17 protein-coding genes are annotated in these 24377 nt (G+C 69.1%); 10 read left to right on the plus strand and 7 right to left on the minus strand.

What is annotated here, in order from left to right:
* Positions 1-88 precede the first annotated feature (88 nt).
* The gene (locus AC0IZJ_RS12935) at positions 89-2032 is read left to right on the plus strand and encodes an AsmA family protein (protein ID WP_471850288.1); all 1944 of its coding nucleotides are present in this window, start codon (positions 89-91) and stop codon (positions 2030-2032) included.
* Between the two features lie 57 nt (positions 2033-2089).
* On the opposite strand, the gene AC0IZJ_RS12940 is transcribed toward AC0IZJ_RS12935, so the two are convergent.
* A complete protein-coding gene (locus AC0IZJ_RS12940; RefSeq protein WP_471850290.1) occupies positions 2090-2554 on the minus strand; it encodes a hypothetical protein in 465 nt (154 codons plus the stop codon).
* Positions 2555-2712: 158 nt separating this feature from the next.
* Here AC0IZJ_RS12940 and AC0IZJ_RS12945 point away from each other — a divergent pair, with 158 nt between their 5' ends.
* Entirely contained in the window at positions 2713-3945 is a 1233-nt protein-coding gene (locus AC0IZJ_RS12945) for an MFS transporter (protein ID WP_471850292.1), read from the plus strand.
* Here the strand turns inward: AC0IZJ_RS12945 and AC0IZJ_RS12950 are convergent.
* Positions 3926-5287 (minus strand): ATP-binding protein, encoded by a 1362-nt coding sequence (locus AC0IZJ_RS12950; RefSeq protein WP_471850293.1) that lies wholly within the window; start codon positions 5285-5287, stop codon positions 3926-3928. The two genes, AC0IZJ_RS12945 and AC0IZJ_RS12950, sit on opposite strands and share 20 nt — an antisense overlap.
* Positions 5277-5942, minus strand: a complete 666-nt coding sequence (locus AC0IZJ_RS12955) for a response regulator transcription factor (protein ID WP_471850295.1) — start codon at positions 5940-5942, stop codon at positions 5277-5279. Before AC0IZJ_RS12955 ends, AC0IZJ_RS12950 begins: the two co-directional genes overlap by 11 nt.
* Before the next feature lie 303 nt (positions 5943-6245).
* Between AC0IZJ_RS12955 and AC0IZJ_RS12960 the strand changes: the two genes are divergently transcribed.
* From AC0IZJ_RS12960 to AC0IZJ_RS12995, 8 genes are all read left to right on the plus strand, one after another.
* Positions 6246-9077: a TonB-dependent receptor gene (locus AC0IZJ_RS12960; protein ID WP_471850297.1), complete on the plus strand. Its 2832-nt coding sequence runs from the start codon at positions 6246-6248 to the stop codon at positions 9075-9077.
* A gap of 78 nt (positions 9078-9155) precedes the next feature.
* Positions 9156-10523, plus strand: coding sequence for an alpha-amylase family glycosyl hydrolase (locus AC0IZJ_RS12965; RefSeq protein WP_471850299.1), 1368 nt, complete (start codon positions 9156-9158; stop codon positions 10521-10523).
* 284 nt (positions 10524-10807) lie between these two features.
* Complete coding sequence (locus AC0IZJ_RS12970) at positions 10808-12322, plus strand: tryptophan halogenase family protein (RefSeq protein ID WP_471850301.1); 1515 nt, start codon at positions 10808-10810, stop codon at positions 12320-12322.
* A complete protein-coding gene (locus AC0IZJ_RS12975; RefSeq protein ID WP_471850303.1) occupies positions 12316-14355 on the plus strand; it encodes a glycoside hydrolase family 97 protein in 2040 nt (679 codons plus the stop codon). Before AC0IZJ_RS12970 ends, AC0IZJ_RS12975 begins: the two co-directional genes overlap by 7 nt.
* A 78-nt stretch (positions 14356-14433) precedes the next feature.
* The gene (locus AC0IZJ_RS12980) at positions 14434-15507 is read left to right on the plus strand and encodes a MurR/RpiR family transcriptional regulator (protein ID WP_471850305.1); all 1074 of its coding nucleotides are present in this window, start codon (positions 14434-14436) and stop codon (positions 15505-15507) included.
* Between the two features lie 75 nt (positions 15508-15582).
* A complete protein-coding gene (locus tag AC0IZJ_RS12985; protein WP_471850307.1) occupies positions 15583-17520 on the plus strand; it encodes a TOL_0244 family TonB-dependent receptor in 1938 nt (645 codons plus the stop codon).
* Positions 17520-18083 (plus strand): TOL_0243 family YfiR-like periplasmic protein, encoded by a 564-nt coding sequence (locus AC0IZJ_RS12990; RefSeq protein WP_471850310.1) that lies wholly within the window; start codon positions 17520-17522, stop codon positions 18081-18083. The genes AC0IZJ_RS12985 and AC0IZJ_RS12990 overlap by 1 nt, the downstream gene beginning before the upstream one ends.
* Before the next feature lie 268 nt (positions 18084-18351).
* Positions 18352-20295: a sensor histidine kinase, YfiR-like protein-associated gene (locus AC0IZJ_RS12995; protein ID WP_471850312.1), complete on the plus strand. Its 1944-nt coding sequence runs from the start codon at positions 18352-18354 to the stop codon at positions 20293-20295.
* Between the two features lie 214 nt (positions 20296-20509).
* On the opposite strand, the gene AC0IZJ_RS13000 is transcribed toward AC0IZJ_RS12995, so the two are convergent.
* The 4 genes from AC0IZJ_RS13000 to araH are packed head-to-tail and all read right to left on the minus strand — an operon-like array spanning position 20510 to position 24377.
* Positions 20510-21454: a LysR family transcriptional regulator gene (locus AC0IZJ_RS13000; protein WP_471850314.1), complete on the minus strand. Its 945-nt coding sequence runs from the start codon at positions 21452-21454 to the stop codon at positions 20510-20512.
* Positions 21455-21467: 13 nt separating this feature from the next.
* On the minus strand, positions 21468-22235 hold the full coding sequence (locus AC0IZJ_RS13005) for an SDR family oxidoreductase (RefSeq protein WP_471850316.1): 768 nt from the start codon (positions 22233-22235) through the stop codon (positions 21468-21470).
* Positions 22232-23392: a glycoside hydrolase family 53 protein gene (locus AC0IZJ_RS13010; RefSeq protein WP_471850318.1), complete on the minus strand. Its 1161-nt coding sequence runs from the start codon at positions 23390-23392 to the stop codon at positions 22232-22234. The genes AC0IZJ_RS13005 and AC0IZJ_RS13010 overlap by 4 nt, the downstream gene beginning before the upstream one ends.
* Entirely contained in the window at positions 23385-24377 is a 993-nt protein-coding gene (gene araH / locus AC0IZJ_RS13015) for an L-arabinose ABC transporter permease AraH (protein ID WP_471850320.1), read from the minus strand. The genes AC0IZJ_RS13010 and araH overlap by 8 nt, the downstream gene beginning before the upstream one ends.

A 24377-nucleotide genomic window follows, 5' to 3' on the forward strand; every position in this document is an offset into this window, starting at 1 on the left:
CGACAGCAGCGTTTCGCTGGACTAGTCCTACAGCCACCGAGGCCACCGTCCCACTCGCACGGTCGAAACGGCTGTGGACCATCAAGACATGAAAAAGAAAGGTTTCGTCATTGCCGGCGTGCTCGCAGTGGCCGGCGTGGTCGCCGTGGTGGCGCTCGACCAGGCCGGCTGGCCGGGCCTGGCGCCACGGCTGGCGCAGCGCGTGCCCTACGGCTTGAAGGTGGACCCGGACACGCGTGTGCACCTGCTCTGGCGGCCGCAGCTGCAAGCGCCGCAACTGCGCGTCGTCAGCACTGCGGGTGACACGCTGGCGGACGCGCACGACGTGGTGCTGGCCTGGCGCTGGGGCGACGTCTGGGCCTGGCGCCGCGGCGAGCCGCTGCGGCTGCGCCTCGTGCAGGCGCAATCGCTGTCGCTCACCTGGCAGCGCGACGCAGCCGGTCGCACCGCCTGGCCGGTGCAGCCCGATGCCGATCCCGAGAAGCCCGCGGCCCTTCCACAGATCGAACAGCTGGTCATCCTGAATGGCAGCGCCCAGATTGACGACGCCCCGTTGCAGATGGAAGGCGACGCCCGCTTCGCGACCGCGGCCGATGGCCGCTGGAAGGCAGAGGTCAAGGGCAAGCTGCGCGGCCAGCAACTGATGCTGAATGCCGAGGCCAGCGCCGGCCTGGCCCTGCTGTCGGCGCCGGACGCCGGCACGCCGCCGGTGAAGCTGCGCGTGGCCTTGAGCCAGGGCAGCGAACGCCTGGTGTTCGACGGCACCGCCGCGTCGCTGCTGGATGCGCGCTCGCTGGACGGCCAGCTGCAGGTGCGCGGCAACTCGCTGGCCGCCGCCGGCAGGCCTTTCGGCATCACGCTGCCCAGCACGCCGCCCTTTGACCTGGCCGGCCGGCTGCAGCACGCCTCGGGCGTGTGGCAGCTTGGCGGCGTGCGCGCACGCATCGGCCAGAGCCGCCTGGGCGGCGACTTCGCCTTCGACACCCGGCCGCGCCGCCCGGTACTGACCGGCACGCTGCGCGGCGGCCCGCTGCGCCTGGCCGACCTGGGCCCGGCCGTCGGCGCCGATGACACGCCCAGCCGCCCCGGCCGCGTGTTGCCCGACCGGCCGCTGGACCTGCCCGCCCTGCACATGATGGACGCGAAGGTGGCCGTGGCGCTGAACTCGCTCGACCTCGGCACCGCCAAGCTCGAACCGCTCGCACCCGTCAATGGCAACCTCCTGCTGGAAGGCGGCGTGCTGAACCTCAGCCAGCTGAACGCTGGCGTGGCCGGCGGCAAGCTCACCGGCTCGGCCAAGCTGGACACCCGGCAAGTGCCGCCGCAGTGGCAGGCCAGCCTGGACGTGAACGACATGGCCATCGAACGCTGGCTGAAGCCCAACGTGAAGCTGCTGACCGCCGCCCCGGTGACCGGCCGGCTCAAGGCCCAGGTCGACGTGCAGGGCCGCGGCCACAGCATGGCGGCGCTGCTGGGCAGCCTGAACGGCCCGGTGCATGTGCGGCTCGAGAACGGCAGCGTCTCCCATCTGTTGACCGAGGCGATGGGCCTGGACATCGCCCAGGGCTTGGGTCTGCTGCTGAAGGGCGACCAGAACCTGGCGCTGAACTGCGCCCGCGTGGACGGCCGCTTCGCCGCCGGCGTGCTCAGGCCGCGCACCGCCATCATGGACAACAAGGACAGCCGCATCGACCTGGACGGACGTGTCAGCCTGGCCGACGAAACGCTGGACCTGCGCCTCGTGGCCAGCCCCAAGGACTTCTCGCCGCTGACGCTGCGCGCGCCGCTGCGCGTGCAGGGCACGCTGGCCGACCCGCGCGTGGCGCTGGAAGGCAAGCGCCTGGGCGGGCGGGCGCTGGCGGCTCTTGCCCTGGGTTCGCTGGCTCCGCCGGCCGCACTGCTGGCCTTCATCGACCCCGGAGAAGACATGCCGGCGGTGGATTGCAGCCTGGCGCCGCGCACTGCGCCTGCTGGGCAGCCGGTGGGCAAGCCCGCCGCCAAGCCGGTGGCCAAGGGCGACCAGCGCGGTTGATTCCCTTGGCAAAGGAAGAGCCGCCTCGAGGGCGGCTCAGCGGGCGGCGGCCGAGGGCTAACGACGCTTGTGCGGCTGATCGTGCACGGCGTCGATGAATTCGCTGAGCGTCGCGCGGCAGGGCCCGTCCGGGCAGAGGAACAACCCTTCGGCTTCGGCCGGCACATCGGCGGGGAAACCGAGAGCGCTGAGGGAATTGACCGCGTCGCCGCACAGTGCGAGCGTGCGGCCGCAGCGCCAGGCCATCTTCAGCAGCGCCTGCAGGCGCGCGCAGCCCGTGGGCGCGGCCCAGACGTCGGAGTTCAGCACGATGAGGCCGTCGGCCCAGTCGGCCGCCGCAGGGGGCTCGCCGAAGTCGTCGTCCAGGCACCAGCTCATCTGGCTGATGTCGCTGCGTGCCAGCACCGCCAGGTCGCCCTGGTGGCGCCGCAGCGCCTCCGCAGTGCCGATGACGCAGATCAGGATCTCGGCGGTCACCGACGGATCAACGGCCGGCCGGGGTGGGCAATCCGTTTCAGGCATGGTGCTTCTTTCGATGGGGTGATAGGCCACTGTGACCGCCCCTCGCGCGCGCACCTGTGAGTTGCCGGCGCGACGCGTCGTAGGACGGCATCCCAGTGCTTTACGTCGCTTTACGCCCTGCTGCCACGCTCGTGCGAGAGCGCGCAGACACTGGCGCAATGCCTGACGCCAAACCCGCCACCGCCGCCGCCTTCACGCCCTACCAGCGCTTCGCCACCGGGCTGCTGACGCTGCTGCAGTTCGCCGTCATCCTGGACTTCATGATCATGTCGCCGCTGGGCGCCATGATCATGCCGGCGATGTCGATGACGGCGCAGCAGTTCGGCCTTGTCGTTTCCGCCTACGCCTTCAGCGCGGGCGCGGCCGGCGTGTTGACGGCGGGCTTCGCCGACCGCTTCGACCGCAAAAAGCTGCTGCTGTTCTTCTACAGCGGCTTCCTGCTCGGCACGCTGTGGTGCGGCCTGGCGACGAGCTTCGAGTCGCTGCTGGCGGCGCGCATCGTGACCGGCCTGTTCGGCGGCGTCATCGGCTCCATCGTCATGGCCATCGCGGCGGACCTGTTCGATCCCGCGCAGCGCGGTCGCGTCATGGGCCTGCTGCAGGGCGGCTTCGCGGCCAGCCAGGTGCTGGGCCTGCCCTTCGGCCTGTACCTCGCCACGCATTGGGACTGGCATGCGCCCTTCATGGCACTGGTGGGCTTCGGCGCCGTCGGTGGCCTGCTGATCGCGTGGTTCATGAAGCCGGTGGACGCGCACCTGAAATTCAAGAACGACCGCAGCGCCTTCGGCCACCTGTGGCACACCGTGGCCGTGCGCCGCCACGTGCATGCGTTTGTCATCACGGCCTTGCTGACGACCGGCGGTTTCATGATCATGCCGTTCGCAAGTGCCTTCTCGGTCAACAACGTCGGCATCGACCTGGAGCACCTGCCCGTCGTCTACCTCGTCACCGGCATCAGCACGATGTTCGTCGCGCCAATGGTGGGCCGGCTCGTCGACCGTTTCGGCCCGCTGCCTGTGTTCTTCGCCGGCAGCGCCATCACCATCGTCATGGTCGCCATCTACACGCGCCTCGGGCCGTCGTCGCTGGCAACGCTGGTGGTCGTCAACGTCGTTCTGTTCGCCGGCATCTTCTCGCGCATGGTGCCCTGGCAGGTGATCGTCACCGGCATCCCCGCACCCGAACAGCGCGGCGCCTTCACGGCGATCAATGCGGCGCTTCAGCAGCTCGCCGGGGGCTTGGCGGCGCTGGTCTCGGGCCACATCGTCGTCATCGGCGCAGACGGCCGGCTGCAGCACTTTCCCTGGGTGGGCAATGTGCTGATCGGCACGACGCTGATCGTCTGCGTGCTGCTATGGCAGCTGCAGAAAACTACGCAAACGCCACGGTGACCAGCAGGCCGCGGCCGGCGGGCCCGGCTTCCAGGCGAATGCTGGCAGCGTTGCGCGCCGCCGCCCGCTCGGCGATGGCCAGGCCGAGACCGCTGCCGCTCTGGGCCTGGCCAGGGATGCGGTAGAAGCGCTCGAACACGCGCTGGCGCATGTCCTCGGCGATGCCCGGGCCCTGGTCGCTGAAGCTCAAGGCGCAACCACGCTCGCTGTCCTGGTCACCTGGCTTGAGCATCACGGCGATGCGGCCGTTCTCCGGCGAATACTTGATCGCGTTGCTGATCAGGTTGTCGACGAGCGCCCAGATCGTCTCCTGGTGCAGCGGCCGCTCGCACGGGGACTCGGCATGGAAGTCGATCTCGATGCCGCGTTGCACGGCCAGCGGCGCGGCGGCGGCCAGGCGGTCGCGCACCAGGGTTTCCAGCGACAGCAGCGGCAGGGCCTCGTCGCCGCCCGCGTCGGAGCGCGCGCGCTCCAGCGTCAGCAGCTGCCGCACGAGGTGATTGGCGCGGGCCACGCCGTCGCGCAGGCGGGCGCTGGCCTCGGCGTGGCGGGCGTCGTCGCCGCGTGTCTGCAGCAGATGGGCGTTGATCTGGATGGCGGCCAGCGGCGTCTTCAGCTCGTGCGCGGCGTCGGACAGGAACTCATGCTCATGCTCGATGCGCCGCCGCAGCCGCGCCATCAGGTGATTGATGGACGTGACCAGCGGCGACAGCTCGCGGTAGGTGGAGACCGGCAGCGGCGTCAGGTCCTGGTCCGAGCGGCTCTCGATGACGGCGGCGAAGTCGCGCAGCGGCCTGAGGCCCAGGCCGACGATGAACCAGGCCGGCAACAGCAGCAGCGGCAGGCTGAAGATGGTGGAACGCAGCAGGAAGCTGACGCCCGAGAAGCTCAGCATCCAGCGGTCGTCCACCTCGTGGCTGCGCTCAACGACCAGGCCCGTGGACGCGTCGCGCTCGATGGCCTGCACCCAGGCGTTGCCCTCGTGATCAGTGCCCGGCTGAGGCAGCGCATCAGGCAGCTCGGGTAGGGAGTTGTAGAGCAGCGCCCCGCGCTGCCACACGCGCACCCGCACATGCGAGTGGTAATCCAGCTGACGGAACATCTCGGCGCGCACCTCTTCCAGCGCCTGCGCGGCCTGGCGCACGCGCTCAGGCTTGCCGGCGATCTCGGCCAGGTGCATCAGCAGCTCGCGGGCATGCGCGCCGTTCTCGGTGGCCGTGCGCGAGCGCTGCGTGAAGCGGGCCTCCAGCGCAACGTAAAGGAAGCCCGCCAGCGCCACCAGCAGGATGACGGCGCCGAAGCCCAGCAGCATGCGGCGGAACAGCGACTGCTCAGCCCGCACGGTCGCTCTGCATCATGTAGCCCACGCCACGCACGGTGCGGATATGGCCGTCGCCGATCTTCTTGCGCAGGTTGGAGATGTGCACGTCCAGCGTCGCGCCGTCGCTGAAGGGCAGCACGCGCTTTTCCAGCTCCGCGCGCGTCAGCACGCGGTCGCTCTGCTTCATCAACGTCAGCAGCAGCGCGTACTCGGTCTTGGACAGGGTGATGGCCGCGCCGTCGAGCGTCACGCGCATCCGCTTTTCTTCCAGCGCCAGGTTGCCGAAGTTCCACAGTGCCTCGGCCTCGCCGTGGGCGCCGCTGCGACGCAGGATGGCGCGCAGGCGCACCAGCAGCTCGGGGATCTCGAAGGGCTTGATGAGGTAGTCGTCGGCGCCGTTGTCGAAGCCCTTGAGGCGGTCCTGCAGGCCGTCGCGCGCCGTGATGATGAGCACCGGCACCGTGAGGCCCGCCGCGCGCAGGCGCCTGAGCAGCTCGTTGCCGTCGCCGTCGGGCAGGCCGAGGTCGAGCAGCACGGCATCGAAATCCTCTGCCTGCAGGCGCTCGACGGCATCCACGGCCAGACGCACCCAGACGACCTCGTGGCCCTCGTCCTTGAATACGGTCAGCAAGGCCTGGCCGATGTTCAGGTCGTCCTCAATCAGATAGATCTTCACGGCTGGAAGTCTAGGGGCGGCGCTCGCATCACGGCCCCTCGCAAACACGTGGATTGACAGCCTTGTCAGCGACCTGATCGCTCAGAGTGCCGATGGATAAAGGCCAAACGCCATTCTTCAGGATTTCTTCAGCGTCGCTCGATTCTTGTCTATAGGCCAGCTTCAGTGGCTCACGCTCCGGATTGCGCGGCCTGCCCGCAGCCCAGAGCATCGCGGCCGTTCACCACCCAACCGGGCTTGCAAGCCGGTGCCGTGGGAAGAACCCCGGACCGATCACTACAAACATTCGAGAGGCAAGATCACATGGCCCATTCAACCGCCGCACGAGCGCCGCGCCAGCCGCGCGCACTGGCGCTTCAAACTCTTCCCGTGGCCCGTGCCTGCGCCCTCCTGCTGCTCGGCGCCCAGGCGGTGCATGCGCAAGAGGCCGCGCCCCAGTCGCTGGAAACGGTCGTCGTCACCGGCATCCGCAAGGGCGTCGAGGACGCCATCGCCACCAAGCGCAATTCATCCTCCATCGTCGAGGCGATCTCGGCGGAGGACATCGGCAAGCTGCCCGACGTGACGGTGGCCGAGTCGCTCGGGCGCGTCAGCGGCGTGGCGGTGCAGCGCAGCAAGGTCAATGGCAAGGCCGCCGGCGTCAGCGTGCGCGGCATGGCGCCGTCGTTCAACGGCTCGCTGCTGAACGGGCGCGAACAGGCCTCCACCAGCGATGCGCGCAGCCCCGAGTTCGACCTCTTCCCAGCCGAGCTGCTGAGCAGCGTCGTCATCTACAAGACGCCCGACGCCGGCCTCGTCGGCCAGGGCCTGGCGTCGACCATCGACATGCGCACCATCCGGCCGCTGGACCATGGCAAGCGCACGCTGGCGGTGAACGCACGCAAGGAGCGCATCGGCGTGGGCTCCGGCGTGGAGGTCGGCTCGGGCCACCGCACCAGCCTGGTCTATGTGGACCAGTTCGCCAACCGCACGCTCGGCGTGGCGGTGGCGCTGAGTTCGCTGCGCGAGGACAACGGCGGCGAACTGCGCTTTGACAGCTGGGGCGGCGGCACTGGCCAGGTCGACTACAACGGCCAGCAGGTGACGGTGCCCAATGGTTTCAAGTACGAGACCCAGCGCCGCCAGAGCACCCGCGACGGCGCCACGCTGACGCTGCAGTACAAGCCCAACAGCGAGTTCAAGACGACGGCCGACGTCTTCTACGGTGCCGGCACCGAGAAGACCAAGCAGACCGGCCTGGAGGGCGCCGTCGCCTTCGGCGCCGGCATGTACGACCCCAACGGCGTGCTCAGCAACGCGACCATCAGCAACGGCATCGCCACCAGCGGCACCTTCAGCAACTACAAGGGCGTGGTGCGCAACCACATGTTCTCCAACAAGGACCGCCTACTGTCCCTGGGCTGGAACGCCGAACTGCGCACCGGCGACTGGCGCTGGGAGGCCGACGCGTCGCGCTCGCGCGGCGTGAAGAACATCAGCAACTTCGAGACGACGGCCGGCCAGGTGGGCAACACGGCACCGGCACAGCTGGCGTCGATGAGCTACACGGGCTTCGACGGCAGCAACTTCGGCGATGTGAAGTACACGCCCAGCATCAGCTTCACGGACCGCAACAGCATCCTGCTGACCGACGTGAACGGCTGGGGCGGTGGCCCGGCCACGCCGCAGGCCGGCTATGCGGCCCTGCCGCAGATCGAGGACACGCTGAGCAGCGTGCGCCTGACGGCCCACCATGACGTGGAATGGGGCCCCATCTCCGGCAGCCGTTTCGGCCTGAACCTGTCCAAGCGCGACAAGGCCCGCACCGGCCTGGAGGGTCGCCTGGCCATCAAGGGCGGCGTCGACGGCTATGCCGGTGCCAAGATCCCCGGCGAAGGCACGGCCGTCGCCGGCGCCTCAGGCATCGAGGTCGCCTCCTGGGACCCGACCGGCTCGCTGGGCAGCATCTACGAGATGGCCCGCTGGGTGGACCGCAACGTGCTGGCGCGCAACTGGACCGTCAGCGAGAAGGTGGCCACCGCTTATGCCATGGCCGACTTGGCCGGCGAGCTGATGGGCATCCCCTACAGCGGCAACCTCGGCCTGCAGCTTGTGCGCACCGACCAGACCGCCACCGGCAACCAGGTCAATCTGGCCAGCTGCACGGGCATCACCGAGGCGACCTGCCCCTACACCGTGCGCAGCGACGGGGCGACCTACAACCATGTGCTGCCGGCGCTGAACCTGACCTTCGAACTGGGCAACCAGCAGATGCTGCGCCTGGGCCTGGGCAAGCAGATCGCACGCGCCAACCTCGACAACATGCGCGCCAGCCTGGACGTGCAGCAGCCCGCCGCCAGCGACCTGCGGCCCTCGCTGAGCGGCTTTGCCGGCAACCCGCAGCTCAAGCCCTATGCGGCCAAGGCGCTGGACATTTCGTACGAGAAGTACTTCGACAAGTACGGCTACGTCAGCCTGGCTGGCTTCTACAAGAAGCTGGACAACTATGTGCTGAACGTGCCGCGCGCCATCGACTTCGCGCCCTACATCGACGCGTCCACACCGCTGCCGACGACCGGCCCGTCCGCCGGTTCGAGCGTCGGCCCGCTGACCCAGCCCATCAACGGCCAGGGCGGCAACCTGAAGGGCTTCGAACTGACCGTCAACCTCCCCGGCAGCATGCTGTCGAGCTGGCTGGACGGCTTCGGCGCGCAGATGAGCCATTCGCACACCGCCAGCTCGGTGCGCCTGCCGACGGCGGGCTTCGTGTCGCCGCAGAACTCGCCGGTCTTCGTCGGTGCCGTGACCGAGATCGGCCTGCCGGGCCTGTCCAAGAAGGTCTCGACGCTGCGCCTGTACTACGAGAAGGCCGGCTTCCAGCTCGCCTGGGCGGCGCACAAGCGCTCGGACTTCATCGGCCAGATCCTCGACTACCGCAGCGACTCGCAGTTCACCTTCATCAAGGGCGAGACCATCGTCGGCGCGCAGGTGGGCTATGAGTTCCAGAGCGGCTGGCTCAAGGGCCTGTCGATGCTGCTGCAGGGGCACAACCTGAACAACGCGCCCTTCCAGGAGTACACGACCGATCGCAACATCATCACCAACAAGGTGGTGTACGGGAAGACGTACCGACTCGGCCTGAACTACAAATACTGATGCAGCCCGAACCGCGCCCACCGGTTCGCCGGCCGGGCGCGGCCTCTCCCGAATAGTTGCCGACAAGATTCGATCGCCGTGATTCCCTCCTTCCTCCGCGCGCTTGCCGCCGCGCTGCTGATCTGCACCTCTGCCTTCGCGGCCGAGCCTGCCTACCAGCCCAAGCCCTACGTCCACGTTCAGCACCCGGCCTGGGCGCGCAACGCGACGCTCTACCAGATCAACACGCGCCAGTTCACGCTCGAAGGCACGCTGCGCGCGGCCGAAGCCCAACTGCCGCGCCTGAAGGAACTGGGCGTCGGCATCCTGTGGCTGATGCCCATCCACCCCATCGGCGAGAAACACCGCAAGGGCGCCCTCGGCAGCCCGTATGCGGTGAGCGACTACCTCGCCGTGAACCCCGAGTTCGGCACGTTGGCCGACCTGAAGCGCTTCGTCGACACGGCCCACGGCCTCGGGCTGAAGGTCATCCTCGACTGGGTCGGCAACCACACCGCCTGGGACAACGTGCTGGTGAAGAGCCACCCCGACTGGTACGACCGCGACGAGCAGGGCCACTTCCGCCCCACGCCCTGGTACGACTGGGACGACATCATCGACCTCGACTACAGCAAGCCCGCACTGCGCCGCTACATGACGCAGGCGCTGGTGTATTGGGTGCGCGAAGCCGGCATTGACGGCTACCGCGTGGACGCCGCCGGCCTGAGCCCGCTGGACTTCTGGGAACAGGCCGCGAAGGAACTGCGTGCCATCAAGCCCGTCTTCCTGCTCGCCGAATGGGAGAGCCGAGACCTGCACGCCAAGGCCTTCGATGCGACCTATGCCTGGTCGTGGTGGGACGCGCTGAAGCTGATTGCCGAGGGCCGCGCCGACGCGACGTCGCTCTACCCCTACTACGCCTGGAACCGCAAGTTCTACCCACGCGAGGCCTACCGCCTTCTCTACGCCACCAACCACGACAAGAACGCCTGGGAGGGCACCGAGCACGAGATCTTCGGCGGCGCGGCGGAGGCAGTGACGGTGCTGAGCTTCATCAGCGAAGGCATGCCGCTGATCTACAACGGCCAGGAGGCCGGCAACCGCAAACGCCTGGCCTTCTTCGAGCGTGACCCGATTGCGTGGAAGGACGCCCCCGAGGCCGATCTCTATCGCCGCCTCATCGACCTGAAGAAGCGCAACAAGGCGCTGTGGAACGGCGCGGACGGCGCTGTCATGGAACCCATCGCCAACAACGCGCCCAAGCAGGTTTTCAGCTTCGTGCGCGGCAATGGCCGGGACAAGGTCGTCGCGGTCTTCAACTTCTCCGCCAAAGCGGTGGATGTGAAGCTGACCGGCGCGCGCCATGCCGGCCGCTATGCCGACTTCAACGGCGGCGCCGAGGTGAAGCTGGAGGACGGCGGCACGCTGAGCCTTCCGGCTTGGGGCTGGCGCGTCTTCGTGCGTTGAGCGGCAACTGGGAACTCAAATGCACGGGCTGACGCGCAGAGCGCAGGGCGGCGGGGCACCCCCGAGGCTCCATGTCCCCCGCCCGCTGCGCGGTCTCCTCCTTTACTTGCGCCTCGAGGGCACCCCACCACCCTGCTTCGTGGCGACGACGAACTGTGGCCTGCCGCGGGGTGTGGGCGGGGGCGGCCACGCAGGTAAAGGAGGAGGGCGCGCAGCGCCCGGGGGACACGAAGTGGACGCCCCCGCCCGCAGCCCGCGGCCCAACCACGCGATGAGGAAATGACATGCAGCAGAACCTGAACACCGTCGTCATCGTCGGCGGCGGCACTGCCGGCTGGATGACGGCCGCCGCGCTCGCCAAGGTCACGAACGGCCGCCTGACGATCAAGCTCGTCGAGTCCGAGGAGATCGGCACCGTCGGCGTCGGCGAGTCAACCATCCCGATGATTCGCAACTTCAACCAGCTGCTCGGCATCGACGAGAACGAGTTCATGCGCGAGACGCAAGCCACGTTCAAGCTCGGCATCGAGTTTTGCGACTGGGGCGCGATTGGCGACCGCTACCTGCATGCCTTCGGCCAGATCGGCCACCGCTCCAGCATCCTGCCCTTTCACCACTACTGGCTGCGCATGCATCAGGCCGGTCGGGCAGAAGACTTGTGGGCCTACTCCATCAACGCCGCCGCCGCGCGCGGCCACCGCTTCATGCGAGCGGACGCCAGCCTCGGCCACTCACCGCTGGCCGAGATCGTCCATTCCTTCCATATCGACGCCGGCCTCTACGCGCGCTATCTGCGCCGCTACGCCGAGAAGCTCGGTGTGCAACGCACCGAAGGCCGCGTGCTGGACGCGCAGCTGCACGAGAACGGCCACGTCAGCGCAGTGCGCCTGGCCAGCGGTGTGCAGATCGAAGGCGACCTCTTCATCGACTGCTCGGGCTTTCGCGGCCTGCTCATCGAGCAGACGCTGAAGACTGGCTACGAGCACTGGAACCACTGGCTGCCCTGCGACCGCGCGGTCGTCGTGCCCAGTGCGCTGGCCGATGAGCTGCCACCCTTCACCCGCGCCACCGCGCGACCGGCCGGCTGGCAATGGCGCATCGGCCTGCAGCACCGCACCGGCAACGGTCATGTGTATTCAAGCCAGGCCATGAGCGATGACGAGGCCGCCGCGCTGCTGATGCGCAATCTCGACGGCGAGGCGCTCGCCGAGCCGCGCGTGCTGCGCTTCGAGAGCGGCCGGCGGCGCAAGACGTGGAACCGCAACGTCGTCGCCATCGGCCTGTCGTCGGGCTTCATGGAGCCGCTGGAGTCCACGTCCATCCACCTCGTGCAGTCGGCCATCGCGCGGCTCATACAGTTCTTCCCGGATCAAGGCTTCAACCCCGCCGACATCGCCGAGTTCAACCGCCAGAGTGACTTCGAGACCGAGCGCATCCGCGATTTCCTGATCCTGCACTATCACGCCACCACGCGCAGCGACAGCGCCTTCTGGGACCACGTCCGCACGATGACCGTGCCGCAAACACTGCAGGACAAGCTGGATCTCTGGCGCGCCAGCGGCCGCATCGTGCGCCACGGCGATGAGCTGTTCTCCGAGGTCGGCTGGCTGCAGGTGCTGCACGGCCAGGGCATCGCGCCGAGCGGCCATCACCCGCTGGCCGAGGCGCTGTCGGAGGCCGAGATCAGCGACTATCTTGGCGACACCCAGGCCGTCATCCAGCGCTGCGTCGCGCAGATGCCGACACATGCCGCGTTCATCTTGGCTAACTGCGCATCCCAGGAACTCCAGACATGCTGACTCGCCGACTCTTCGCGCTCCTTTCCTTCGTCCTCTGCACCACCGCCCACGCCGACGAAACGCTGGCCACCGTCACCTCGCCCAACAAGCAGCTCGTCGTCACGCTGCAGCTCACCGGCGAAGGCCGCATCGCCTACCGCGTGGACCGTGCGGGCAAGCCGCTCATCAATGCCTCTCGCCTAGGCCTGCTGCTGACCAACGCCCATCAACTCGACGGCGGCTTCAAGCTGGTCGGCCAGAAGACCACCGAGCACGACGAGACCTGGGAGCAGCCCTGGGGCGAGAGCCGCCGCGTGCGCAGCCACTACCGCGAGCTGATGGTGGAGCTGTCGCAATCGGGCCAGGGCGGCCGCGCCATGGGGCTGCGCTTTCGCGTCTTCGACGACGGGGTCGGCTTCCGCTACGAGCTGCCGCAGCAGGCGCAGCTGCCCGTCACCCGCATCAGCGACGAGCTGACCGAGTTCGACATCGCCGAGCCCGCCACGGCCTGGTGGACGCCGGCCGGCGAGGCACTGGTGCTGGAGGTCGTCACGCAGCGCACGCCACTGGCCGAAGTGGGCCTGGCCAACACGCCGCTGACGATGCGCACCAGAAGCGGCGTGCACCTGGCGCTGCATGAAGCCGCGCTGGTGGACTACGCCACCATGTGGGTGCGCAAGGTCAGCGGCCAGAAGCTGCGCGCGCAGCTCGCGCCCAGCACGCAGGGCGCCACGGTCTTCAAGCAGGGCGCCTTCGCCACGCCCTGGCGCACGCTGCGCGTGGCGGACTCGGCCGGTGCGCTCTACGAGTCCAACCTCGAACTCAACCTCAACGAGCCCAACAAACTCGGCGACGTGAGCTGGGTGCAGCCGGGCAAGTTCGTCGGTGTGTGGTGGGAGATGCACCTTAACCAGTCCAGCTGGGCTAGCGGCGCCAGGCACGGCGCGACGACGGCCAACACCAAGCGGCACATCGACTTCGCCGCGGCCAATGGCTTTCGCGGCGTGCTGGTGGAAGGCTGGAACATCGGCTGGGATGGCAACTGGGTGGGCAGCCAGTCGGCCATGGACCACACCAGGTCCATGCCCGACTTCGACCTCGAAGCCGTCACCGCCTACGCCAAGGCCAAGGGCGTGCGCCTTGTGGGCCACCACGAGACCGGCGGCAACGTTGCGCGCTACGAGCAGCAGATGGACGCGGCCTATGCGCTCTATGCAAAGCACGGCGTGGACATCGTCAAGTCCGGCTACGTGACCGACATCGGCACCGCGCAGTTCGCCAACGCGAATGGCAACGGCACCCACTTCGGCTTCACCGAATCGCAGGAAGGCGTGCGCCACTTCCTGCGCGCCGTGCAGGAAGCCGCCAAGCACAGGATTGCCATTGACACGCACGAGCCGGTCAAGGACACCGGCCTGCGCCGCACCTACCCCAACTGGGTCTCACGAGAAGGCGCGCGCGGGCAGGAGTTCAATGCCTGGGGTGACCCCGTCAACCCGGTCGGCCACGAGGTCGACCTCGTCTTCACGCGCATGCTCAGCGGGCCGATGGACTACACGCCCGGCGTGCTGAGCCTGAACGGCGCCGGTGACCGCAAGCTGAACTCGACACAGGCCAAGCAGCTGGCGCTGTACGTGGTGCTGTACTCGCCGGTGCACATGGTTCCCGACCTGATCGAGCACTACGAGCGCTGGCCCAAGGCCTTCCAGTTCATCAAGGACGTGCCGACCGACTGGGAGACCACCAAGGTCATCCACGGCGAACTGGGCAAGGTGGTGACCATCGCCCGCAAGGACAGGCGCAGCGAGGACTGGTACGTCGGTGCCATCACCAATGGCGATGCGCGCCAGCTGACACTGCCGCTGACCTTCCTGACGCCCGGCCGCCGCTACCGCGCCGAGATCTACCGCGACGGCGACCGGGCCGACTACCGCGATGACAAGGGCCGCTTCGACCTCGTCACTGAACAGAAGACCGTGCAGTCCACCGACACGCTGCCGCTGAACCTCGCCCCGGGTGGCGGGCAGGCCATCCGCTTCACGCCCCTGCCCTGACGACATGACCACTGCCTCCACCACCCCGCCCGCCCAGGCTGCGGACAGCCGCGCCCCGCTCGCGCTCTTCAAGTGAGCATGGACACGGCCCCCTGGCCCCGGCTGCTGGCCTGCTGGCAGGAGGGGCGGCTGCGCACCCTGCTGCTGCACGCCGATGGACGCCGCGCCCATCTGCGCGACGAGCCTGCGGTCGACAGTGCACAGCTCGCACCCGCGCTGGCCGACGCCCTCGGCGGGCTTCACCGCCCGGCGCACCATGCCGTGCTGATGAGCGACACGGAGCTGGCGGGCGATGCGCTGCGCCAGCGCCTGGGCCTGGCCACGCTGTGCACGCTGCCCTGGGCGCGCGCCCTCCGCCTGGCGCCGGAAGACACCTCCGGCTGGGCCGGCGCCGCCCGCGCGCTCGACCTGGCCCTGCACACCCCCGCGACCGGCGCCGTCTGCGCGCAGATCCGCGCCGCCTGCGACCGCCTCACGCGCAGCGAGCGCCGCGTGGCGGACATGGTGCTGGCCAACCCCGGTGCTGCGCTGGACATGGCCACGGCGCGGCTGGCCGAGGCAGCCGCCGTCAGTCAACCCCAGGTCATCCGCTTCTGTCGCGCACTGGGCTTCGACGGCGTGAAGACCTTCAAGCGCGCGCTCGCCGAGAGCCTGGCGAACCAGGCGACGGGCAGCGACGCGCCCACCGGCCACCCGCTGCTGACGCGCAGCCTGAACGCACTCCTGCACGTCGACCGCGATCGCCTCGTCGCGGCCGCCCGCTTGCTCACCAGCGCCCGCCGGATCGACGTGCTGGCCGACACCGCGCGCGCACCGCTGTTGGACCTGGCCCTGGGCACGCTGTGGCGCCTGGGCCTGCCGGCGCGACCGGTGCAGGCCGGGGAGCCGCCCGGCGTGGCCGTCTGCCTGGCCCTGGGCACCGCCACGCCGGGCGCCGGCATCCTCATCACCGAGGCCCACCAGCCCGGCGTTGCGGCGCTGCAACTGGTCACCGGCGCCGAATCCCCCGCCGCCCCCACGCTGCTGGCCATGCTGATGCTGCAGCTGCTGCTGGCGGAGCTGGCACCGGCGCTGATGCCCGGTCAACCCGCGTTGCCCGCCGGCAGCGGCCAGCGCAGAGAAGCGTTAGCAAACCCCGCTTTTCGTGCCTGATCTAACGCTGCACCGCGTTGCGTCCTGCTGCGCTGCGCTATCGTGGAGCGTCCACGGACAGTGCGGGAGAGTTGCATGGGTCTGTCACCGAGCTGGCATTGCCGCATGGCGGTCGCCACGCTGTCGGCCCTGCTGGCGACGGCCGCCGCGCGGGCGCAGGACGCCCTCGTCAGCCTCAGCCTTGAGGAGCTGGGCGGCCTGACGATCACGTCGGTCGCCAAGCGCGAGCAGCGCTTGGCCGACGCCGCCGCCTCGCTCTACGTCATCACGGCCGACGACATCCGCCGCAGCGGCTTCACGCGCCTGCCCGAAGTGCTGCGGCTGGCGCCCAACCTGCATGTGGCAGAGGTCTATCGCGGCGGCTATGCCATCAGCGCGCGCGGCTTCAACGCCGACTCGGCCAACAAGCTGCTCGTGCTCATCGATGGCCGCTCGGTCTACACGCCGCTGTTCGCCGGCGTTTTCTGGGACGCGCAGGACGTGGCGCTCGAGGACGTCGAGCGCATCGAGGTCAGCAGCGGCCCCGGCAGCACGCTGTGGGGCGTGAACGCGGTCAACGGTGTCATCAACATCATCACGAAGAGCGCGGCCGGCACGCGCGGCACGCTGGCGTCGGCCTCTGTCAGCGGCCAGGAGCGCAGCGCGCTGCTGCGCCACGGCTTCGCCGCAGCCGGCGGCGACATGCGCGTGTACCTCAAGCACAGCAGCCAGGGCCGCACCGAGACCGCCGATGGCCGCCCCGTCGACGACGCCGGCCACCTGCTGCAAGGCGGGTTTCGCGCCGACTGGGGCCGGGCCGGCGACCGCTTCACGCTGCAGGGCAACGCCTACCGTGGCCGGCATGGGCAGCCGCTGCCGGGCAGCATCAACGTCATCGGCGTGGAATTTGCGCTGGACACCATCCGCCTGTCGGGCGCCAATCTGCTGGCGCGCTGGGAGAAGCCGGTTGGCGGCGGCGCGCTCAGCGTGCAGGGCTATCTGGACCGCACCACCCGCGTCACGCCGCCCACCTTCGACGAGCGCCTGCTCATCGCCGACCTCGAAGTGCAATACACGCTGCGGCCGGCGCCGGCGCACACCGTCGTCATCGGCGCCAACCACCGCCGCTCGCGCGACGAGGTGGGTCACAGCGCGCCGGAGTTCGCCTTCCTGCCCGAGCGACTGAGCCAATCCTGGACCAGCCTGTTCGCGCAGGACGAGATCGCGCTCACCGAGGCTCTGCGACTGACGCTGGGCGCCCGTGCCGAACGCAACGACTACACGGGCGCCGAGTTCCTGCCCAACGTGCGCCTGGCCTGGAAGCTCTCGCCCGCGCACCTGTGGTGGGCCTCGGCGGCGCGCACCGTCCGGGCGCCGTCGCGGCTGGACAACGACGCCTACATCCCGGCCCAGCCGCCCTTCATCCTCTACGGCAACGCGGGCTTTCGCGCCGAGACGGCCACGGTGCTGGAGCTGGGCTACCGGGGCCAACCGCTGCCCCTGCTGCGCATGGCGGCCACCGCCTTCCATGGCCGCTACGACCACCTGCGCACCCAGGAGCTGGCGCCGAGCGACACGCAGGTCTTCTTCGGCAACGGCATGCGCGGGCATGTCAGCGGCATCGAGACCTGGGGCATGCTGCAGGTCACCCCCACCCTGCGCCTGCAGGGCGGGCTGACGCTGCTGCGCCCCCAGCTGGCGCTCAAGCCCGGCAGCCGCGACACCGGCGACTCGGTGGCCGCCGCCACCGGCGCCATGCCGCGGCAGCTGTGGCGGCTGCGCGCCGCGTTCAACCTGCCGCGCGATGCCGAGTTCGACATCATGCTGCGCCACGTTGGCGCCCTCAGCACGCCCGCCGTGCCGGGCTACACGACGATGGACCTGCGCCTGGGCGGGCGGCTGAGCTCGGACGTGGAGGTCGCGCTGACCGCGCACAACCTGCTCGGCGGCGGCCATGGCGAATTCGGCCCGGTCGAAACGCGCACGGAGGTGGGCCGCAGCGTCGGCCTGCAGCTGCGCATGCGCTGGTTCTGATGGCGGCGCCGCCTCTGTCTTCGTCCCTGATCGGCCGGCGCAGCCTGCTGCTTGCCGCGCTGGCCGCTGCGGGCGTGGCCCGCGCCGCAGACGATGAAGGCACCGCCGAATACCAGGTCAAGGCGGCCTTCGTCTGCAAGTTCGGCAACTACGTCGACTGGCCGGCCCAGGCCCTGGGTGCGGCGGGCGAGCCGTTTCGCATCGGCGTGCTCGCCAGCGCTGCGGTGATGGAGGAGTTCCGCCGCACCGCCGTGGCCGCCTCCGTGGCCGGCCATCCCGTGGAGGTGAAGCGGCTGGCGCGCGGCGAGGCGCCGGAGGGCCTGCACGTCGTGTTCGTGTCCCGCGTCATGTCGGCCCAGGCGGGCGAGGTCATGGCCGCCGTGCACGGCCGGCCGGTGCTGACCGTTACCGAACTTGACCCCGGCAGCGCGGCCGGCATGATCAACTTCGTGGTGGCCGACGACAAGGTACGCTTCGATGTGCTGTTAGCGCCGGCCACGCAGAGCGGGCTAAAAATCAGCGCCCGCCTTCTGGGCGTCGCGCGTCGGGTTGAGGGGAGGTAGGGCCTGTGAACGCTATGGCAATGGATCGCGTTGTGATCAAAGAAGCTGCGAGCAAGGCACAAACCGGAGCCGGGTTGGGCACCCGGCGAGGATTTGCAACGCGGCGCGCGGCTTTTTTGATCACAACCCTTCGGGAAGGCCCGCCGCAAGGGGCCACTCCGCGTTGCACCGCTTGCCCGCACATCAGTGCGGGCGGCGCGTTGCGCCTTGATTGGCCCCTTGCGGCGGGCCTTCGCGACCCATTGCCATAGCGTTCACAGGCCCCTCGATGTTCAGGCTTTCTTTGCAACGCAGGATGCTCGCCGTCACGATGTTGACGACGCTGGTGGCGCTGTTCGTGGCGCTGGGCGCCATGGTGGCCTACGACCTGCGCGCCTATCACGAGGGTTGGGTGAGCGACCTGCAGACGCAGGCCGAACTGCTGGGCCGCTCCACGGCGCCGGCGCTGGAGTTCGACGACCACAAGGTCGCCAGCGAGAACCTCGCGCTGCTGCGCCTGCAGCCCAAGATCAAGGCGGCGGCGCTCTATGGCGCCGACGGCGATCGCTTCGCGTCCTATGCCGGGACGACCAGCAACGACGAGTTGCCGGCGCGGGCCGAGGCGGTGGGCGTGCGCCGCAGCGGCGGCGACCTCGTCATCGTGCAGCCCATCACGCAGGACGGGCGCCGGATCGGCAGCGTGCTGCTGCGGGCCGAATACGCCCTCTACGACCGCGTGCTGAGCTATCTCGGCATCGCCGCCGCCGTGGCGGTGGTGGCGCTGGGCGTGGCGATGTTGCTGTCGCTGCGCCTGCAGCGCGCCGTCGTGCAGCCCATCCTGGCCATCAGCGATGTGGCCCGGGACGTCATGGAGCGCCAGGACTATTCGCGCCGCGCACCCAAGGCGACGCAGGATGAAGTCGGCACGCTGGCCGACTCCTTCAACGGCATGCTGGGCGAGATTGAGCGGCGCACGCAGGAGGTGCTGCGCCTGAACGAGGAGCTGGAGGCGCGCGTGCGCGACCGCACGGCGCAGTTGGAGGCATCCAACGAAGAGCTGCGCGTGGCCACGGCCGCCGCCGAGAAGGCCAACCGGGCCAAGTCGGAGTTCCTGTCCAGCATGAGCCATGAGCTGCGCACGCCGCTGAACGCCATCATCGGCTTCGGCCAGTTGCTGGGCGGCGAGGTGGGCGAGGCCAAGCCGGAGCGGCGGCGGGAGTTCGTCGAGCACATCGTCGGCGCCGGCAAGCATCTGCTGACGCTGATCAACGAGATCCTCAACCTCGCGCGCATCGAGGCGGGGCATGTCGAGCTGTCGCTGGAGCCGGTGCTGCTGGACGAGGTGCTGGCCGGCTGCCGCCAGATGATCGAGCCGATGGCCGCGCAGCGCGGCATCGTCACGCAGTTCACGCCCAGCGGCGGCTGCGTGGCGCTGGCCGACCGCATGCGGCTCAAGCAGGTGCTGCTCAACCTGGTCAGCAATGCGATCAAGTACAACCGGCCGGGCGGGACGGTGCAGGTGAGCTGCAGCTCACCCCACCCGCAGCAGGTGCACATCGAAGTGCGCGACACCGGTCGCGGCCTGGAGCCTAAGCAGGTCAAGGCCTTGTTCCAGCCCTTCAATCGCCTGGGCCAGGAAGCGGGGCCCGAACAGGGCACGGGCATTGGCCTGGTCGTCACGCAGCGCCTCGTCGAGCTGATGGGCGGCCAGATCGGTGCCCACAGCACGCCCGGCGAGGGCAGCGTGTTCTGGGTGGACCTGCGCACCAGCGAGTTGCCGGCCCTGCCCCATGCAGAGACGGACTGGGGCGCCCTGCCGCCCATGACTGGCCCGCGCGAGGGCGAGCCGCCGGTGACCGTGCTCTATGTGGAAGACAACCCGGCCAGCCGCAAGCTCGTCGAGGAGCTGCTGAGGGGCCGTGACGACCTGCGCCTGCTGTCCGCCACCGATGGCCGCGCCGGGCTGGAGATGGCCTTTGCCGAAAGGCCCGACGTCATCCTGATGGACAACAACATGCCGACGATGAGTGGCCGCGAGGCCCAGTCGCTGCTGAGGATGGACCCGCGCACGGCTCACATTCCGGTCATCGCACTGACGGCCAACGCCATGCCCGACGCCGCCGCGTCCAGCCTGGCGGCGGGCTACTTCCGCTACCTGACCAAGCCGCTGGAACCCGCGAAGCTGATGGCGGCGCTGGATGACGCGCTGAAGGCCGCCAAAGCGAGGCGTTGATCAGTTTGGTCCGAGCGCCGGGCCTGCCATGGGCCAGAGGCCCATGGCCTTCCGTAGGCACAAGCAGTCCGCAGGGACTCCTTGTGTCCGACTTCAGTTCGCCAAGCCGGCCCGTCTGGCGATGTGCGCGCGGCTCAATGCCGCAAGCATCGCCGTCCCCTCGGGGGACCGACCGGGCTCGACCGCGTTCAGCGCGGCGAGACCGGGCGAGGGGTCAAGCAGCCCGCCTTGCTGCCTGTTCGCGCAGGCAGGTCAGCATCAGGTCGGCGCCGGGCGACAGCTGGTGGCCGCGCCGGGTGACGATGCCGTAGGCGTCCATGCGCAGGCCGAGGTCGATGGGCAGCACGGTCAGCAGGCCGGCATCCAGATAGGGCCGCACCAGTTCCTCGGGCAGGGCGACGACCATGTCGGACTGCACCAGCAGGCTGGTCACGACCGGCAGGGACAGCGTCTCCACCGCCTGCTGCGGCTGGTCCAGTCCGGCGGTCAGGAAGAGCGAGGTGAGGCGGTCGCGCAGGATGCTGCCGCCGGGCGGCAGGATCCAGCTCTGGCGGGCCAGCTCCTGCAGGCTGAGGTCGTTGCGCCCGGCCAGCGGATGGCCGGCGCGGACGATGAGGACGTGGGGCTCGTCGGTCAGCGGCTCGAAGCTGAGCTGGGCGGCGGACTCGCTGTCCAGCACGCGGCCGATGACGAGATCCAGCTCGCCACTCTGCAGGTGCTGGATCATCGGCCGGCTGGTGTCCACCGTGATGGCCACATGCAGGCGCGGCTGGCGAGCCTTGAGGGCGACTATTGCCGCGGGCAGCAGCGTGGTCGACGGCGTCAGCACGGAGCCGACCGAAACGCGGCCCGACAGGCCCGACAGCAGCTCCATGACCTCCTGGTGCCCAGCGTCCAGCTCTGCCAGCGCGGCGCCGGCGCGGCGGATCATGACCTCGCCATACCAGGTGGGCGCCACGCCACGCGGCAGGCGCTCGAAGAGCTTCACGCCGAGGGCATGCTCCAGGTCGGCCAGCAGCTTGGAGGCGGCCGGCTGCGTCAGGTTGGCGCCCTGGGCGGCATGCAGGATGGACCCGTGCCGCCCCAGCTCCACCAGCAGCACGAGCTGGCGGGTCTTGAGGTGGGAGCGGACGAAGCGATCCGAGCGCGGGTCAGTCATGCCGGAAGTGTCGCTACTCGTGATACAGCTGCGCGCGGCCGCCATCGATGAGGATGTCGGTCGCGTTGATGAAGCGGGCCTCGTCGCTGGCCAGGAAGAGTGCGGTGTAGGCCACTTCGATGGGCTCGCCGATGCGCTTGGGTGGCAGCAGGTCGATCTGCTGCTGGCGCTGTTGCGGCGTCAGGCTGTCCAGCCATTCGACGATGCGTTCGGACAGGATGAGGCCGGGCGAGATCGAGTTGACCCGCACGTTGTGCGCCGCGTACTGGATGCCCAGCGCCTTGCTCAGGCCGATCAGCGCGTGCTTGGCGACGGGGTAGGGAAAGGTGCCGGGGATGATGCGATGGCCATGCACCGAGGCGATGTTGACGATGCTGCCACCGCCGCCGGCCAGCATGCCGGGCAGCACGGCGCGGCTGCAGTGCAGGGCGCCTTCCAGGTCGACGGCGAAGCAGCGCTGCCACTCGGCCATGGTCATCGCCAGCGGCTCGGCAAAGACGTTCATGCCGGCGTTGTTGATGAGCGCGTTGATGGGGCCGAAGCGCTCGGCGCCACGCGCGACCATGGCCTGCACGGCAGCCTCGTCAGCGATGTCGGTGGCGATGTAGATCGCGTTGTCTTCACCCAGCTCCTGGATGAGCGCGTCGCTGCCGGCGTCGGCGGTCAGGCCGTTGAGGATGACCTTGGCGCCCTCGGCGACGAAGAGCCGGGCGATGGCCTTGCCGATGCCCTGGCTTGAGCCGGTCACCAGCGCTACCTTGCCTTCCAGACGTGCGCTCATTGCGTGAACTTCTTCCAGATGTCCTGCACCGGCAGGGCCACGCCCTTGAAGTCGAACAGCGTGGTGTTGGAGACGACGTTGGGCCCGGGCTGGCCGGTGCCTTCCTTCAGCGCCCAGCCGACTTTCGGGTTGGCAATCATGATCGGATCCCAGTAAAGAACGCCCAGCACGCGGGGCGTGGCCTTCATCGTACCGAGCAGCTCGGCCATGAAGTCGCGCTGGCCCTCAGGGCTGCTCATGCTGGCCGGGTAGGGTCCGTTGTTTTCCAGCTGGCCGGGCCAGCCGTCGTGGCGCGTGGGCGAGAAATTGAAGCCGGCTTCCATGATGAGGATGTCGCTGTCGTAGCGCTTGGCAACGGCCTCGCAGAACGTGGCGAGCTGGCTGACGTTCTTCTGGGTCCAGAAGGGGTAGTAGGACGGGCCGATGACGTCCCATTTGATGCCCTGCGCGCGGGCGTTGTCGAACCAGTCGACGTACTTGGCCTCGTTGCCGCCGTCGTCCAGGTGCAGCACGACGCGCGACGCCGGGCTCACGGCCTTCACCGCGGCGTGGCCGGCCTTCAGCAGCGCGCCCAGGCGCGACCAGTCGCTGGTGCGGCCATACGGGTAGAGCATGCCGTGCTCGATCTCGTTGCCCAGCGACACGAACTCGGGCGCCGTGCCCTGTGCCACGAGCGCCTTCATCACTTCCCGCGTGCGGGTCTCAACGAGGGCGAGCAGGCGCTCGAAGCGGGCCGTTTCGTCGGGCAGCGTGTTCAGTTCGGTGCGCCAGGCGGTGGGCGGATCCTGGGTCTTGGAGTTGGTCCAGAAGTCGCTGTAGTGAAAGCTGAACTGGATCTGCATGCCCTGCGCCTTGGCTCGGCGCGCCAGCGCCAGCACATCGGGCAGGTCCATCGAGCCTTCCGGCCAGTACCAGCCGTCGTTGCCGGTGCCCGGCCCCGTCTTGTCGTAGAGGCGGATGCGGGCGATGTTGTGGCCGTAACGCTTCAAGATGGTCAGGCAGTCGCCGGGCCTGCCGTCGCGATCCTTGTAGACGGCGCCGGCGCGCTCCATCCAGGTCAGTGCCGAGATGTCGCCGCCGGCCAGGAAGGGCGCGGCGGCCTGGGCTGGTAGAGCCGCTGCCAGCGACGACGCCAGCAGCGTGCGCCGATCAAGCACGGCGCTCGCCTCGGGTCTTCAGTTGGTCGAGCAACACGGCGGCGAGCAGGATCAGGCCGCGCACCAAGTACTGGTAGAACGCGTCGACGTTCAACAGGTTCATGACGTTCTCGACCGTGCCCATGATGAGCACGCCGATGACGACGCCGAAGATGCGCGCCTTGCCGCCGGACAGCGACACGCCGCCCAGCACGCAGGCGGAAATCACGTCGAGTTCGAAGCCGGTGGCCGCGTTCGGCTGGCCGCTGGTGATGCGGGCCGACAGGATCAGGCCGGCCAGCGCCGCCACGACGCCCTGAAGCAGGAAGATCCACACGCGCAGGCGCTCGACCTTGACGCCGGCCAAGCGTGCGGCCTCGGGGTTGCCGCCGATGGCCAGCGAGTTGCGGCCGAACACCGTGTGGTTGAGCAGCACGCCGAAGACGATGAAGCAGATCGTCGTCGTCCAGATCGGCAGTGACAGACCGAACACGACGGTGTCGCCGAAGCTGATGAAGCCTTCGTCGGCGATGCCCACTGCCTGGCCCTTGGACGCGATGAAGGCCAGGCCGCGCACCATCAGCATGGTGGCCAGCGTGGCGATCAGCGCGTTGACGCGCAGGTAGGCGATCAGTACGCCGTTGCCCGCGCCGATCAGCGCACCAGCAAGCAGACCGGCACCAACGGCAATCGGCACGCTGCCGGTGCTCTCCAGCACCATGGCGCCCAGCACGCCGGCGAAGGCGATGGTCGAGCCGACGGACAGATCGAAATCCCGTGACGCCAGGCAGAACATCATGGTGCAGGCCACCATGCCGATCTGCGCCACCGACAGCAGCAGGCCGGTGATGTTGGCCGTGGAGAAGAAGTTCTCCACCGTGAAGGCCAGCACGACGAACAGCAGGGCATAGCCCAGCGTCATGCTGTGTTCCTTGAGCAGGGCGCGGGCGGTGGAGTTCATGGCGGGGCTGGACGACGCGGCGGTCGTTTGGGTGGTCGTGTTCAT

Source organism: Roseateles sp. AC306 (assembly GCF_979253795.1).